The organism is Bradyrhizobium sp. Pa8 (genome assembly GCF_052588265.1).
In genome coordinates this window covers 1664203-1678855 of sequence record NZ_CP176767.1, presented here as the reverse complement: position 1 = coordinate 1678855, position 14653 = coordinate 1664203, and the positions used below count along the sequence as shown (strand labels likewise).

General features: G+C 58.7%; 13 protein-coding genes and 1 pseudogene. 1 reads left to right on the top strand and 13 read right to left on the bottom strand.

The genetic code is table 11. From position 1 onward, the window contains the following. Positions 1 to 2 precede the first annotated feature (2 nt). From ACKWRH_RS07660 to ACKWRH_RS07650, 3 genes are all read right to left on the bottom strand, one after another. Positions 3 to 1793: a nickel-dependent hydrogenase large subunit gene (locus tag ACKWRH_RS07660; protein ID WP_445219993.1), complete on the bottom strand. Its 1791-nt coding sequence runs from the start codon at positions 1791 to 1793 to the stop codon at positions 3 to 5. 22 nt (positions 1794 to 1815) lie between these two features. Next, the gene (locus ACKWRH_RS07655; protein WP_445219992.1) at positions 1816 to 2907 is read right to left on the bottom strand and encodes a hydrogenase small subunit; all 1092 of its coding nucleotides are present in this window, start codon (positions 2905 to 2907) and stop codon (positions 1816 to 1818) included. A gap of 1018 nt (positions 2908 to 3925) precedes the next feature. Beyond that, complete coding sequence (locus ACKWRH_RS07650) at positions 3926 to 5251, bottom strand: DUF3422 family protein (RefSeq protein ID WP_445219991.1); 1326 nt, start codon at positions 5249 to 5251, stop codon at positions 3926 to 3928. Positions 5252 to 5614: 363 nt separating this feature from the next. Here ACKWRH_RS07650 and ACKWRH_RS07645 point away from each other — a divergent pair, with 363 nt between their 5' ends. Continuing rightward, the gene (locus ACKWRH_RS07645; RefSeq protein WP_445219990.1) at positions 5615 to 5965 is read left to right on the top strand and encodes a hypothetical protein; all 351 of its coding nucleotides are present in this window, start codon (positions 5615 to 5617) and stop codon (positions 5963 to 5965) included. A gap of 209 nt (positions 5966 to 6174) precedes the next feature. Here the strand turns inward: ACKWRH_RS07645 and ACKWRH_RS07640 are convergent, their stop codons facing one another. From ACKWRH_RS07640 to irrA, 10 genes and pseudogenes are all read right to left on the bottom strand, one after another. After that, on the bottom strand, positions 6175 to 6660 hold the full coding sequence (locus ACKWRH_RS07640) for a hypothetical protein (RefSeq protein ID WP_445219989.1): 486 nt from the start codon (positions 6658 to 6660) through the stop codon (positions 6175 to 6177). 986 nt (positions 6661 to 7646) lie between these two features. Continuing rightward, positions 7647 to 7844, bottom strand: a complete 198-nt coding sequence (locus ACKWRH_RS07635; RefSeq protein WP_445219988.1) for a hypothetical protein — start codon at positions 7842 to 7844, stop codon at positions 7647 to 7649. A 196-nt stretch (positions 7845 to 8040) separates the two neighbouring features. Next, positions 8041 to 8853, bottom strand: coding sequence for a class I SAM-dependent methyltransferase (locus tag ACKWRH_RS07630; RefSeq protein WP_445219987.1), 813 nt, complete (start codon positions 8851 to 8853; stop codon positions 8041 to 8043). Positions 8854 to 9033: 180 nt separating this feature from the next. Then, positions 9034 to 9330: a ferredoxin family protein gene (locus ACKWRH_RS07625; RefSeq protein ID WP_445219986.1), complete on the bottom strand. Its 297-nt coding sequence runs from the start codon at positions 9328 to 9330 to the stop codon at positions 9034 to 9036. Between the two features lie 38 nt (positions 9331 to 9368). Next, the gene (locus ACKWRH_RS07620; protein ID WP_445219985.1) at positions 9369 to 10676 is read right to left on the bottom strand and encodes an FAD-dependent monooxygenase; all 1308 of its coding nucleotides are present in this window, start codon (positions 10674 to 10676) and stop codon (positions 9369 to 9371) included. After that, on the bottom strand, positions 10673 to 11800 hold the full coding sequence (locus ACKWRH_RS07615; protein WP_445219984.1) for an electron transfer flavoprotein subunit alpha/FixB family protein: 1128 nt from the start codon (positions 11798 to 11800) through the stop codon (positions 10673 to 10675). The genes ACKWRH_RS07620 and ACKWRH_RS07615 overlap by 4 nt, the downstream gene beginning before the upstream one ends. 232 nt (positions 11801 to 12032) lie before the next feature. Then, positions 12033 to 12116 (bottom strand): annotated as a pseudogene (locus ACKWRH_RS07610) (nitrogen fixation protein FixA); the annotation flags it as partial. A gap of 255 nt (positions 12117 to 12371) precedes the next feature. Further along, complete coding sequence (gene nifW / locus ACKWRH_RS07605; protein WP_445219983.1) at positions 12372 to 12701, bottom strand: nitrogenase stabilizing/protective protein NifW; 330 nt, start codon at positions 12699 to 12701, stop codon at positions 12372 to 12374. A gap of 137 nt (positions 12702 to 12838) precedes the next feature. Continuing rightward, the gene (gene nifV, locus ACKWRH_RS07600) at positions 12839 to 14017 is read right to left on the bottom strand and encodes a homocitrate synthase (protein ID WP_445222344.1); all 1179 of its coding nucleotides are present in this window, start codon (positions 14015 to 14017) and stop codon (positions 12839 to 12841) included. 139 nt (positions 14018 to 14156) lie between these two features. Continuing rightward, positions 14157 to 14651, bottom strand: coding sequence for an iron response transcriptional regulator IrrA (gene irrA, locus ACKWRH_RS07595; RefSeq protein WP_445219982.1), 495 nt, complete (start codon positions 14649 to 14651; stop codon positions 14157 to 14159). Between the last annotated feature and the right edge of the window lie 2 nt (positions 14652 to 14653).

Sequence of the window (14653 nt, the reverse complement as noted above, 5' to 3'; positions counted from 1 at the left end):
TCCTACCTGACCTTGACGGTTGCCATGTCCTGACCGTCCGGAGACATCACGTGGGTCGAACAGGCCAGGCACGGATCGAAGGAGTGGATGGTGCGCAGAATCTCGAGCGGCTGTTCCGGATTCGCCATCGGCGTATCCATCAGCGACGCTTCGAAGGCGCCGATATTGCCTTTGGGATCCCGCGGCGAGCCGTTCCAGGTGGTCGGCACCACGCACTGGTAGTTGTCAATCCTGTTTTCCTTGATCTTAATCCAGTGCCCGAGGGCACCACGCGGCGCCTCGGAGAAGCCGTAACCTTTGGCTTCCTTCGGCCAGCTCTCCGGCTCCCACTTGTCGACATTTGCAGTCGAGGTGTCACCGGCCTTGATGCGCGCGACCAGCTTATCCTGGAAGTAGCGCATCTGGTTCGCCGCCCATTCGCATTCAAGCGCGCGCGCCGCCGTGCGGCCGAGCGTGGAGAACAGCGCAGTGACGGGAAGACCGAGCGTCTTGAGCAGCTTTTCGGTCGGCTCTTTGAACTCGGGCTTGTTCTGCGCACAGCCGACGATGTAACGAGCAAGTGGCCCGACCTCAACGGCATTGCCGCGCCAGCGCGGCGCCTTAATCCAGGAATATTTGCCGCCCTCGTCGAGCTCCTTGATGTCGGTCTTGGTGCCCTTGGCATTGGGACCGAGCACGTAGTTCGGCTCGGTGACGCCATCCCAGGGGTGTAGGCCCTTGGACTCGTCGGCATATCTGTACCACGAGTGGGTGACAAACTCCTGGATCTGCTCGGGATCGGCGTGGTCGATCGGCAGCACCTCGTTGAGATTGCCGTTGATGATCACGCCGCGCGGCAGCTTCAGGTTCTTGGCCGAATAGTCATTGGCGTTCTCTGGGATATCGCCATAGGCCATCACACTCTTGCCGGAGAGGCCGCCGCCATAGAGCCAATCCTTATAGAAAGAGCCGATCGCGACGATGTCGGGCAGGTATACCTTTTCAGTGAACTCGATGCAGCGGTCGATGATGGAAGAGACGAGGTTGAGCCGCTCTATGTTGATGGCGCCGACCGCGCCGGTGCCATCGACATTGATGGCGCAGGGCACGCCGCCGACCAGCCAGTTCGGATGCGGGTTCTTGCCGCCATATATCGCGTGGATCTTGACGATTTCCTTCTGAAAGTCGAGCGCTTCCAGATAATGGGCAACCGCCATCAGGTTCGCTTCGCCCGGCAGCCTGTAGGCGGCATGACCCCAATAGCCGTTCTTGAACGGGCCGAGCTGACCGGACTCGACGAACTTCGTCAGCCGGATCTGGAGGTCTTTGAAATAGCCGGGCGAGGACAACGGCCAAGACGAGACCGATTGAGCCAGCGCCGAGGTGGCCTTGGGATCGGCCTTGAGCGCGGAGAGGACGTCGACCCAATCGAGCGCATGCAGGTGATAGAAGTGCACGAGATGGTCGTGCACCTGCAGGCAAAGCTGCATGATGTTACGGATCGAGTTCGCGTTGTCGGGAATCGTGATGCCGAGCGCGTTCTCGACCGCGCGCACCGAGGTGAGCGCGTGCGTGCCGGTGCAGACGCCGCAGATCCGCTCGGTGAAGGCCCAGGCGTCCCGCGGATCGCGGCCCTTCAGGATGATCTCGATGCCGCGCCACATCGTGCCGGTGGAGACCGCGTTGCGGATCACGTTGTCAGAATCGACATTGACCTCGATCCGCATATGGCCTTCAATCCGGGTCAGCGGATCGATGACGATGCGCTTGCCGGAATTGTCAGGTTTGAACTCGTTGGGTGTCTGGACGCCCATCGTTCCCTTTCCGAAAACTCGATTAATGATCTCGACCAGCGTCCTCACGCTTGCTGGCGAGGCGCTTCACCGCCGTCACCGCCGCATGCGCAGCCACAGCAGCGCCGACGGCTCCTGCCGCCGCCATACCGATCTCGTCGGCGCTCTTCTCGATACCGAACTGCTTGATGTTGGTAAGGTGGTGGTAGAACGAGCCCTTGTCCCAGAAGCCGTCTTCCGAGCAGCCAATGCAACCATGGCCCGACTGGATCGGGAACGAGACACCATCGTTCCAGCGCACCGTCGAGCAGGCGTTGTAGGTGGTCGGCCCCTTGCAGCCCATCTTGTAGAGGCAGTAGCCCTTGCGCGCCGCATCGTCGTCCCATTTCTCAACGAATTGGCCGGCATCGAAATGCGGACGCCGGTAGCACTTGTCGTGGATGCGCTGCGAATAGAACATCTTTGGCCGGCCGTGCCGATCGAGCTCAGGCAGCTTGCCGAAAGTGGTGATGAAGGTGATTAAGCCTGTCATCACCTCCGCGATCGGCGGGCAACCCGGCACCTTGATGATGGGCTTGTTGGTGATGACCTTGTCGATGGGCGTTGCCCGCGTCGGATTGGGCCTTGCCGCCTGAACGCAGCCCCAGGAGGCGCAAGCGCCCCAGGCGATGATTGCCATCGCATCCCCGGCCATCATCTTCAGTTTTTCGACGAAAGGCCTGCCGCCGTCAATGCAGAACATGCCGGCCTCGTTCAGCGGCGGATTGCCTTCGACAGCAAGCACGTACCGGCCCTTGTACTTGCTGCGGGTTTCTTCGAGAACCGCTTCCGCCTGATGGCCGGCCGCGGCCATAATGGTGTCGTCATAGTCGAGCGAGATCATCGACAGCACGACGTCCTTCACCAAGGGATGCGCGGAGCGGATGAAACTCTCCGAACAGCAGGTGCATTCGAGCCCGTGCATCCAAATCACCGGCATGCGTGGCTCTGTTTCAAGCGCATTTGCAATGCGGCCCACTCCCAGCGGCCCAAGCCCGAGGCTCGCCGCCGTCAGGCTGCAGAATTTATGAAAGCTTCGACGCGTGATGCCCTGCCGCCTGATCACGCTGTAGAACGTTTCCGTCGCTGCGCCCATGAGCCCCATCCGATTGTGCCGATTGATGAGTCATCGATGACGACAGCAAGAAGCAGGCCAATGGCTCTGTCCGCATGCAAACAGGAGAGATCGTACACTTTATAGAAACTGAATCGCTCAAAGACGGTACGCGACCACGTCGGAAACGCGACAACTCTGGGGGCGGAAAGCGACCCATTCCGAAAACTCTTACTATGCGGTGCCCCCCTGAAGGGGGCGAACGAGCGAACGATGTTTGAGATCGCGACTGAATGGCGTTGGCATCACGGATGTCAAGGTCGACAAGTGGCGCGTCTGAAATGGATAAAACGGCACATACTCGCATGGGAGACCAAGATGCAGCCGCGTCTCCGCGTAAATCAACCGATTGTCTGAACGAGTATCAGTCACGGCCGGACAAATGCGAAGCGGAACGGCCTCGACGCCTGGAACTTGGACGCGCCGAGTCCGACCCTACATCACCGTGAGGGCCGGTGATGTTGCGGTTGATAAAGCAAGCAGCGGGCTGAACACCGCGTGCGCATAAGAGGATCACGCTCGAGAGCCCTAATTTGCACATTGCGGGAAATCTGCATGCTCTGACTACCAGTGCTCACGACGAGACCTCCATGATCGCCAGTACGACCAGGATCGCGTCGGTCACGCCTTCTATGTTCAGTCATATCGGCCCCTAGGAGCAGCCATGCGGATCAACGCTTACGCGCTTGTGGGTCTGCCCGTTGTGTTCATGACATGACCAGACATCCGTTCCGTTCACGACATACGTTGCTCTGTCTGCGCAGCCCTTTGGCGAACGGCTGACGCTCATCTTCCGCGGCCGGCAGCTTTCTGACCTCAAGATGCGACTACGCGCATAAGCCTGTGAACGTTTGGCATTCGCGTAGTGTAGATCGATCACGCGGATGTTCGGACATTGACAGAAATGCAGGGGCGCCATCGCAAGAAATTGACTATATGCTTTTGCGGACCTTGCCTGCGCAGCGAGGACATCGCGGTAGACGTGTCGCTACTACGACACTTATTCGCCGGCCCTGGACGATGCGTCGTCTTGCTTAAGGTGCCGTTTCCGAACATTGTAACTGACCACCCAGATCACGCCGACGGCAATCGGCACGAAGGCGGCGGTTACGGACGAGGGCTCTACATGCAGTCCGACATCCTGAGCGCCTTTGGCGAGATAGGCAAACAGGCTGACCACATAATATCCGATGGCCCCGACCGACAATCCCTCGACCGTCGACTGCAGCCGAAGCTGCTGTCTCGTGCGCTCGTTGATCGAGCGCAACAGGTCGCGATTCTGTTGTTCGATCTCAACGTCGACACGAGTTCGCAACAAATCGGCGGCACGTGCCAGCTTGTCCGATAGATTTGCCTGACGCTCCTCCATTGTTGCGCAGGTTCGTATCGCAGGCGCCATACGGCGTGCCAGGAAGGAAGACCAAGTCGGATAATCCGGGACGCCCTCGCCTTCTACGATTGACAGCCGCGATTGCACGAGCTCGTTGTATGCTCTGCTGGCCCCAAAACGGAACAGACTGCCGGCCACGTCCCTTTCGAAGGAGACGGCCAACGCCGTCAATTCCTCAAGCAGATGGTTGTTGACCTTCAGCCCTTCGGCGCCCTGCATCTCCTCAAGCACCTCGACGAGACGGCGATCGATTCGATCGACCGACGGCGCAAGCTCCAGCGCGGTCGACAGACCAAGCAGCGCCAGCGAGCGGTAGGTCTCGATTTCCAAGAGACGTTGCACCAGCGCGCCGAGATCGTGCGGCGTCAGTCCAAGATCGTTGACCAGAATTCTCGTGAAACCCTTGCCGTCAGCACGAAAGTCCGAGGCCACAACCCCTGCTCCGCCCTTGACGTTGACCATCGCTAAGCTACTTTTGTCAAAAATCTGCTCGGTGCGCTCGGTTGGACAACCACCCCGCTCTACCTCTAACTTGATCGCGGCGAGCAATTCTCCAGTCTGCGACAGTGCGCGGACTAGTGATTGAACGGCATCACTGACATCACCGAATTGACGAGTGGCTGGACTGTTCGTGGTGCTCCAGGTCCATGTGAAAGTTGCGAATTCCGAATGTTGCTCCCAGCGTAGCATCACCGGTCCGAATCCGATCTGATGGTGTTTCGTGGTCGGGTCAGGCGGCGGCACCTTGTGCTGCCGACAGAAATCGATAAACCGGCGGCGATCGCCTGCGGCATCGTCGCCCTTCGCAAGAAACACGAAGCGGACCATGCCGAGCGACGAAACGAGGCCGGTAAAAGGGCGCGCATGCACTTCGCCGAGCACAGAGTCGCGCTCGGGGTGCAGCTTGAATGATGCCAAATCCAATTGATCGACCATGAGTTCTCTCGAGTCCACATCACCGCAAGCGGCATGATCAGCGCCGGCAAACGGGTGTACCCGAAAGCAAGCGATCACCACCTCGCATTTGTGCGGTGCAGGATTTGGGCCAGTGACATACAGACGAACACGCGCGTGGCCTTTCCGACCCAATGCCGCGTCGGGCGACAACTTTGTGAATTCTTGTCATCAGCATGCTCACGGTCGGACAGCCACACGCGCTATGTCCAGCAAACAGATCCGTACGGTTCCGCAAGTCGCTAAACACCAGCACCTACGTTTGAACGAGGCTCCTGCTCCAAGCAATGGCACGGCTGCGATACTCAATGCGACCCAGCGTCAGCTCATTACCGGATTTTCGAGTTGCTTTCTTTTGCTTCGATCTCCGCTCGTTCGATGCGCGGGATCGACCATTGCTGCACAGCGATCGAAACAAGCGCCGCAGGCTATGTTCAAATTCGTGGTCGTTTTGTCGAATTGGGCCTGACCGGTCCGGGGAAGGCCCTCGCCTGGGGCAGCCAAGGCGCGCGCAATTCCCGCTGCAATTCGACATGCTGGTTAAACGCTTCAGAGCTGCCATACAATATCAGCGCGGCGCATCACCTCTTCCTATATGATCCGGAGAATGGAGTGCGAATAGAACAGCTTTCTAGCCCGCTGCAAGTGAGCAACCTCGTCGAACGACGTCGGCAAGCGCATCAACGCCACCAGTAGAGACGCATAAACTTCTGTAGCCTGGCAGCAGTCAAGGCCAGACTCATAGGTTAGTCCACACACCCTAAACGCGCTGTGCCTCACGCTGTAAGTCGAGGCGCAATTGCCGTTCCCGACGAGCTTAGCTAATGACAACAAGATCCGCGATCGTCTTGCTTCCTACAGCACCATTTGCAAGTGGTTGACGACGGCTTCAGTTGACGACCAATTTAGTCAGTAAACTCCAACTTGAACCGACCAGTACCGGTGGGCGTAGCCGCGAACTTGACGGTCCTTTCTGCAAGACTCTCCAAGGTACCGGATGCGAATTTGAAGGATGTCTTACCGTACGCTTCGACGCCAACAGCTTTGTCGTCTTCTATGACGATGTAGCCGATGCCCTCCAACAGCTGCTCAGCTGCAAATCCGTCGGGCAAGCGATGAAGACCGAATGATGCCAGATATGTTCCCTCCTCATTATCACGCTCAGCGACAGATATTGCTGTAACTATAGCATCCTTGAACAGCCCATCCACGCCGCGGCACGTATATTGGAAGCTGATGATGTCGTGCTCATTACGATCACCCACCGGCTCTCGCGCTGTCGCCATTGTGGTGCAGTCATAGCGGCCGATGGTATCCGCTAGCGCAGTTCCGCTCATTCCAATCAAGCTGAATGCGGAACATAGTACAGTAACAAGCAGGGGCTGTGTCATTTTGGCTATCTCTTCTGGAATCGATTTTCGCCGCTACGTACAACCTGACGTAACGACCGATTCAAGCCCTCTTCGGAGAGAAGCATCTCCTTGCCTTCGCGCGTTGACCGCCGGCGGCTCGCATATGGGATTGTCGCGGCCGCATCGAAGGTTTCTGCGCCGGATGGCCCGGAGGCTAACTGGCGTTTGGAAAAGAGAGTAGGAGCGACACAATCCGAAATATACGAGCGTCGTCGTTCTCCACCTTCTTTTCAGCTACTAACGCCGGTGGTCGCAAAACGTGACGCCGCTTACGATCGGACACCGAACTCCGGCAATCACCCCAGCCGCGGCTCGGCACACTGCTTGCTTCTTGAGGCGCCAGATCGCTAGGCGATGTACGGGCTCGGGGCTAGGCGTCGGCTGCCGTAGCCATAGTTCGACGGTCAAACAGCAAGGAGGCAACGTGAACCCGCGTATTCGGGCCGCCGCGGCTGCGGTCGCGTTGGCTCACAGTCTCGAACGACTTGTCATCAGGGTGTACGACTACGAGACTCACGCCTACCACAGAATTAGTGTGTCCGTTCGGGACGATCAAGTTAGCGGTTATGACTACATCAGCCATTGTTGCGTCAGTGGCGAGTTACCGAACCTATACCACCAGGGTGAGCAGTCGCATTTCATGCTCATGCCGAACGAATCGATGGCCTACCGCGGCTTGATCACGACACGTCATCCTTTTTCTCAGTGAAAGTCACGCATCGTGAAGCCCATATGTTCGACTACAAGGAGGACTCTTACTTCGCATATAGCGTTTGATGATGTTGCAGAGGTTCCTCTGATTTTTGGCGAGCGACGGGCCGAAAATCACACGTTCGGGTATGATCTCAGTGTCGTAAGATCGCTCGATATTGAGCGAATAGTCCAACGAACCTCACGACGACTTGGCTTGCGGCAACTCCAGTGATTGACGCAGCGAACTTTGATTCCCGAACTCCGGGCGACCCTTACGCGAGGATTCTGAAAACTAAAGGAAAGCTATCTGCCATTAACGCATCGAAAGCGCAGCGATCTTCGGACAAGCGTTGCTCGAGATATTGGCGCTCAAGCCCAGTCGGCTGAGCTTCAAGTAAACGGCGATAGCGGTGGATGCGATTACGATGATCGCGCATGGCAGCAAGATCCTCGTTGATCGTCGTGGTCACACTTTTGTCCTGATCTGCTTCGTTTGCTGAAATGAGATGGTGAGAAAACGCTGAGGACATCTTGCACCGCTGTTTTCACTGGTGACACTGTTCGCGCCGGCGGCGCAGGCAAGGACGGCCCAGGGGCGCCACCCACACCCTCTGCCGATCGATTGTGGAGTCCGCATGAATTGATACGAAGCGGCCGACCCAAGCTTCACTGCTTACGTCCCCAGGCATGGAAGATGCGAGGCAGTCCGACGCTCGTGTCGGGCCGATCGAGGAACGCTTCGAGTTCGGCCGTTATGCCGCCGATCTCCTGCATGCTGGTGAGACCTAGTTCAATCAGCGCGTCGTGCATTGCCGCGAAGGTCAGCAATGGAACTCGCTTGACGTCACCATTGCGCCCGTTTGGCTGGACCATTGAGGACTGAACGTCAGAGAAGCCTGCGACTTCGAGGAGACGGACAAGCCTGCGGCCGATCAAGGGATCGCCGCCACGCCGCCGCACCGCCTCAACGAAGAGTTCGCCTTTGCGCCGAAATGCGGCCGACGCCGGATCACAGAACTCGCCATCACAATCAATATCCTGCACCAAGATCATGCCCCCGGGACGGAGCGCCTCGTACGCGTGTTTGAGCGCCTCGCCAGGATCGACGAGATGGGTAAGCACGAACCGCACGTTCACCAGCGACGCCCCGCGCAGCGGCCATTGAAGTGCTACGTTTTCGCAGCAAAATTCGACATTATTGATACCACGCCGCCTCGCCTCCGCCCGCGCGAGTACGATCTTATCTTTGTCGAGGTCAAGACCAATGACTCGGCCAGCTCGGCCAACCCTCTTTGCCAATTCGAACGTTAGATCGCCGCCGCCGCAACCTGCATCGACAGCTATGCAGCCCTCAAGCGGTTCAGATCGATCAAGCAGCAAGCGTGTCGGTTCCGCCAGCACACGGGCGATCACTGCAAGACGCGCCCGTCCCTTTTCTCCACCCCTCAGGACGTAGGAGGGTAGCGGTTCCGTCTTCATCAAGGACCTCTGCGATGGTTGAAATAGATCTGCTCCGATCATGCGCAAATTCCTTAGGAGGGCTTGCCATTTGCCCGATAGCCGATCACTCTAGCAAAGCCCGCCGCCAGACCCATGGTGGCGGCTCGAAGCTTGCAGGTTGTTGATCGGCAAATCTTCGCAAAACCCATCCATTTTGACTTAGCCGAATTTGAACAGCACGCCGTAGCCGCCTCGGGGATAGCTCCATTCAATGTCGCCGCTCTCCTCGCAAATTATCCGGCAAGTGCCGCATTCGACACAGCCATCGACGGTGGCCTCAACTTGACCCTGTTCGTTGAGCTCATAGCAGCGCGCTGGGCAAGCTTTGAGCATTGACAAGAGCTGCGGCGATGGCTTGGCGTGCGGCCGCACCTTGATGTGAGGGCGGCCGGTATCGACGAGATAGCGGTTGTAGAATAGCTTGTCCTCGACGCGCATGGATAGTTCGATCGACATAGTTCGCTCTCCGTCGTTGGTACTTCGTGTTTCTCCGTTCACCGCCATGCGCGCATGAGGCCAAAGGCGTCGCCGAACAGACCGCTCCGCGAGCGCGCCTTGGTGAACAATTTCAGTGTGAGCTTCTCCTTTTCGACCTTAGGCGTACCGTCGACACGCAGAAGGTTCTGCATGGCCTTGGAGACGAGCTGCGGATAGGTCAGGAAAAAGTTTTGAGACCGGGTGTGCATCAGCGCTGGCATATCCTTGTACTTTCTTAGGTCCTTGACCACGAAGGAGTCATCGAGCTTCTTCTTGTATAGCGCCAGGTTCTGCGGGATCATCGGTTGATTTCGCGACTTGATCTGAAGGATCGTTTCCGCCGCAATCCGGCCCGAGGTCATCGCGAGGTTCGATCCTTCGCGATGAATCGTGTTGTTAAGCTGTGCAGCATCGCCGACCACCACCCAGCCATTGCCGTAAAGTTGAGGGATCGCCTTGAATCCACCCTCGGGGATCAGATGGGCGGAATATTCCTTCACCTCGGAGCCGTCTATCAGCGGCGAGACTGAAGGATGGCGCTTGAAACGATCGAGCAAGCCGTAAGGCGTCTCGCCAGTGCGCTGGAAGTCGGCGACCAAGCAGCCGATACCCAGCGAGATACATTCCTTGTTGGCGTAGACAAAGCCCATACCCGTCATGCCACGAGAAATCGTACCTACCGCTTCGATCACTACGCCCTCGTCACCCTTGAGGTTGAAGCGCGCTTCAATGGTTTCGCGTGGCAGGAAGTGCATTTCCTTGACTGCGAGTGCAACCTTCTCGGGCTTTGGCCGCTCGCGCAGGCCAGCACGCGTACCGAGCATGCCGTTGACGCCCTCCGCCAAGACAACGACGTCAGCATGGATCTCCCCGTCGCGGCGATCGGTCCGCACGCCGATGACTTTGCCACAGGCGTCTCGGGCGAGTTCCGTGACGGTGGTTTCACACAATACCGTGGCGCCGGCTTCGCGAACCTTTTGCGAGAACCATTTGTCGAATTGAGCGCGGATGATGGTGTAGCGGTTCGGCTTCTCCTCGTTAAAGTCCTCGGAGCGGTAGTGCAAGCCGGTGTGCGACCGGTCGTCCATCATCCAGAAGCGCTGCTCGACCAAGTGTCGCTCAAGCGGTGCGTCGTCACGGAAATCGGGAACCAGCTTCTCCAGCATGTCGGCATAGAGGATCGCGCCCTGCACGTTCTTTGAGCCCGAATACTCGCCGCGTTCGAGCTGCAGCACCTTCATGCCATGCTCGGCCATGGTGAGCGCCGCGGCATTGCCGGCCATGCCAGCGCCAACAACGATGGCATCGAATTTTTCCTCGATCATGATCGTACTCCTTCAAGCTGCTTCCGGTCGCGGGCATGCGGCGACAGCCGTGCGCGGAACGCGGCGATAAGGGGCGGCAACAGCGGAATGGCATCGGTAACGATGCCTACATGAGCGAAGTCGAAAATCGGCGCGTTCTTATCGGTGTTGATAGCAACGATAAGATCGGCCCCCTCGACGCCGACACGGTGCTGGATCGCACCCGAAATGCCGGCCGCGATATAGAGTTTTGGTCGGATCGTCTTGCCGGTCTGGCCGATCTGGCGATCGGAGGTGACCCAGCCCTTCTGTACGAGCGGTCGCGAACTGCCGTATTCGGCCCCAAGCACGGTCGCGAGCTGGTGTACCAGCTGGAAGTTCTCCGGCGATCCAAGCCCAAGGCCGCCCGCAACGACCGCGTCGGCATAAGCGAGGTTGGATTTTGCTGAGTTGCGGTCGGGCAGGAAGGAAAGAACTTTTGTGACGATGTCGTGTTCGACGAGACCGAGTGGGTGGGTGATGATGCGGCCGACAGGGCGCGCGACGCGCTTTGGCATCGGCATCACACGGGGGCGGACGGTTGCCATTTGCGGGCGATAGTTCAGCGTGTAGATCGTGCAGAGCAAAGAGCCGCCGAAGGTCGGGCGCGTCGCAGCGAGCGATCCGTCAGCATCGACATCAAGCTCTGTGCAATCCGCAGTAAGTCCCGTAAGCAGCGTAGTGGCGACCGAGCCTGCGAGATCGCGGCCGAGCGTCGTGGCGCCCAATAGCAGGATCTCTGGCTTATAGGTGTTGACGACGTCGGTCAGGGCCTTGGTGTAGGACTCGTTGCGATAGTCGGCCAAAAGATTGTGGGCAACCATGTACACAAGATTGGCGCCGTAGCAGAAGGATTGGGCAGCCGCCTGCTGCGTCGCCTCGTTTTCCGGACCGATGATGACCGCGGCGAGCTCGACTTCGAGCTTATCGGCGAGCTTTCGGCCGGCACCCATGAGTTCCCATGATACCGGGTGCACAACTCCGCGTTCCTGCTCGACGAAGACCCAGACGTGCTTGTAGGCCTTGAAGTGCTCGGGCAACTCCTTCTTGGTCGCAGCGCGCCCGGAGGCAGCGGCCGGAGCACGACTTTTGGATGTAGAGCTCATGGTATTGGTTTCCTTACTTTACTAGCCATACGCCAGCGTCGCGATATCGACTTCCAGGTTCGTTCGGTACTTGAGGGATGGCCCTCGGCACCGCGGCCGGTTCCTCGTCGGACCTCGGTTGGAGCTGCCTTTGCTGCGTGGCCCCGACCCAAAGTAGCGTTGACGCAGACGGCTCGCAGCGAAGGCCACATTCCGGGAGTGCAAACAGGACTTGGGAGTTGGGCCTTCACCTCTGACGCATGATGGTGTTGCTCACAGGGGGTACTCGAATCTGCGCAGAAACCGGGACTTGCTTGATGCAGACGACGATGTGCATGCGCTTCTCCAAGACTTTGCTGCGAATGCACACAGCAAGTGTCGTACCAACCGCGCGCGCGACCGACTTTTCGTCTTAATACAATTGCTTACGACGACAGTGGCATGACCTGACCTTCGTCTGAAGGAGGCACGAGAATCGACAAGGATGCGGCGACACGCGTCGGAGATCGAACACAGGCACTGGTTCATCGCCCTTGTGGAACGAGCAGGAAGAGGGAGCGAACGTTTAGAGGCGGGATAAGATGAAGTGCTGTCACTTCAGCGTGTCTAGTTGCACGAAGTTTGGCGGTTTCTTTGCCTGTGGTGCGGTGGCTTCCTTGAGGACCTTGAAAACACGTTGATCGATTGGAGAGGAGGCGACGAAATCCGCGTATGCCCGTTCCAGAACGGCCTTACACCGTTCCGCGACCACTGCATCGCTTGCAGCGGTCAAGTCTTCACCTGCGAGATACTGCCCCATGCGCTGCAGGATGTGGAGCCGGGCCACATTGAGGATTTTGGGCTCGTACATAACGCCGAGCAGGTCGAAAAACTCCTCCGCCGCAGCGGCCTTGCTCAATTTCGAAAGGATACCGTCAGCCATTCGTCGCCTCCATCCGCCTTTCTAGTGTGGTGCAATGCTGGGTAATGGCCCGCTTGCTCGTCATCGCGGTGCCGACACGCTGGCGCGACGACTTAACGATCTGCCCGATGAGGCTGCTATTCGGGACATGGCGGCCCTCACATTCCGTTCAGCAGGGAGCGCTCGCGGACCTCGCGCCAGATCGCCATCACGGTCTCGCGCGCGACCGCTCCCTTGTGCTCGACAGCATGCTTGCGGACGCACGCAAGGATCGCCTTACTTTCGTCGGCGCTCGCGGAAAGCTGCAATTCGGCCAGCAGCGCGGTGATAGCGGCGAGCCCTGAATGTTTGCCGACAACAAGACGGTTAGAGCGACCAAGCAACCGCGGATCGAGCGCCTGATAGCTGCGCTGGTCCTTCAGGAGGCCATCAACATGGATGCCGGATTCGTGGGTAAAGACATGCTCGCCGACGATCGCCTTGTTGAGCGGAACGATGCGGACGGCGGCGGCGGCGACGACGGCCGCAACATTGTTGAGTTCCGAGAGTACGACGCCCGTATCGCGTCCATAGAGCTGATGAAGCGCGACGGCGACCTCTTCCAGCGGCGCGTTGCCCGCACGCTCGCCGAGGCCGATCACGGTGACTGAGGCATGCGTTGCGCCGGCCTTGATTGCGGCGAGCGTGTTAGCGGTCGCCAGACCCAGATCGTCATGGCCGTGGAATTCGATCTCGATATTGGTGGTGGCACGCAGCGCCGCCACCAGCGCAAAGGCTGCATCGGGATCGAGCACGCTGAGCGTATCGGCAACACGAAAGCGCCGAGCGCCGGCGTCTTTTGCCGCGTTGATCAGCTCGACCAGGAAGTTGACATCGGCGCGCGAGGAGTCTTCGCCTCCGACCGCGACCTCGAGCCCCCTGTCGCGAGCGTAGCCGACAACCTGCCTTACCTGCTCGAGCGCCGCAACCCGGCCGCTACCGAGCTTGGCAGCGATCTGCACATCGGAGGACGGGATCGAGACATTGACCATTGAGACACCGGATTCGATTGCAGCATCGACATCCGCAGGTTTCATTCGGCACCAGCCAATGATTGTCGCCGCCAGGCCCGCTTCGACAATAGCGCGGATCGCGCTGACTTCTTCGTGGCCCATCGCCGGCGTACCGGCCTCAATCTCGGTGATTCCAGCCTTTGCTAGCGCACGTGCGATCGATATTTTTTCCGCTGTTGTAAAGGCTACGCCCGGAGCCTGCTCCCCGTCGCGTAGCGTGGTGTCGTTCAGGACTATCTGTCCTGCCTGCGACTTGCCGGACAGGGTCGTTCCACCTAAGACCATGTGCACATTCCGTCTTTTCCGCCGAATCGTGAGCAACAGCTGTGCCAACGCGATGGATGATGATGACTCATGAAATCAAAGCGCCTGTGGGCGGCGGCTGAATTTGTCGTAAACGCGACAATGTCGGGGGCCGGGCGCCTTAGATGTCCGTTGGCATACGGCGAATGTGGACGATGAAGTCGAGTTGGTAAATTTCGTAGCCCGGCAAGGCCTCAGGCATCTGCGCGAGCAGGGACTTTTCGGGGATGTTGGTCAAAATGTCTTCGCCGACGAGATAGAAATGCGGGTGTATGCTGGTATCGATGTCAAAGAACGACCTTGAGCTGTCGGGCACGATCCGGCGCAACAAGCCAGCTTGCGTGAGCTGGTTCAGCGTGTTGTATACGGTCGCCATCGAGAGTTTGATGTTGGCTTCGATCGCCTCATTGAAGAGTATCTTGGCAGTGACGTGGCGGTCGCCCCGTGCGAAGAGCAACTGAGCCAGCAGCACACGCTGGCGTGTCGGACGCAGGCCCGCGTCGCGCAACCGCCGCATGCACGCTTTCGCGGATTTTCCGGTAAGGCCGTCGCGCGAGAGTTGGAGCAGCCGAGCTTCGGGGATACCGACGGGACTGTTGGCGGAGAACGCGTCCATGG

Excerpts from the sequence above, each read along its gene's own strand:
- ACKWRH_RS07660 (WP_445219993.1), bottom strand. The coding sequence starts at position 1,793 with ATGGGCGTCCAGACACCCAACGAGTTCAAACCTGACAATTCCGGCAAG.
- ACKWRH_RS07655 (WP_445219992.1), bottom strand. The coding sequence starts at position 2,907 with ATGGGCGCAGCGACGGAAACGTTCTACAGCGTGATCAGGCGGCAGGGC.
- ACKWRH_RS07650 (WP_445219991.1), bottom strand. The coding sequence starts at position 5,251 with ATGGTCGATCAATTGGATTTGGCATCATTCAAGCTGCACCCCGAGCGC.
- ACKWRH_RS07640 (WP_445219989.1), bottom strand. The coding sequence starts at position 6,660 with ATGACACAGCCCCTGCTTGTTACTGTACTATGTTCCGCATTCAGCTTG.
- ACKWRH_RS07630 (WP_445219987.1), bottom strand. The coding sequence starts at position 8,853 with ATGAAGACGGAACCGCTACCCTCCTACGTCCTGAGGGGTGGAGAAAAG.
- ACKWRH_RS07625 (WP_445219986.1), bottom strand. The coding sequence starts at position 9,330 with ATGTCGATCGAACTATCCATGCGCGTCGAGGACAAGCTATTCTACAAC.
- ACKWRH_RS07620 (WP_445219985.1), bottom strand. The coding sequence starts at position 10,676 with ATGATCGAGGAAAAATTCGATGCCATCGTTGTTGGCGCTGGCATGGCC.
- ACKWRH_RS07615 (WP_445219984.1), bottom strand. The coding sequence starts at position 11,800 with ATGAGCTCTACATCCAAAAGTCGTGCTCCGGCCGCTGCCTCCGGGCGC.
- nifW (WP_445219983.1), bottom strand. The coding sequence starts at position 12,701 with ATGGCTGACGGTATCCTTTCGAAATTGAGCAAGGCCGCTGCGGCGGAG.
- nifV (WP_445222344.1), bottom strand. The coding sequence starts at position 14,017 with ATGGTCTTAGGTGGAACGACCCTGTCCGGCAAGTCGCAGGCAGGACAG.
- irrA (WP_445219982.1), bottom strand. The coding sequence starts at position 14,651 with ATGGACGCGTTCTCCGCCAACAGTCCCGTCGGTATCCCCGAAGCTCGG.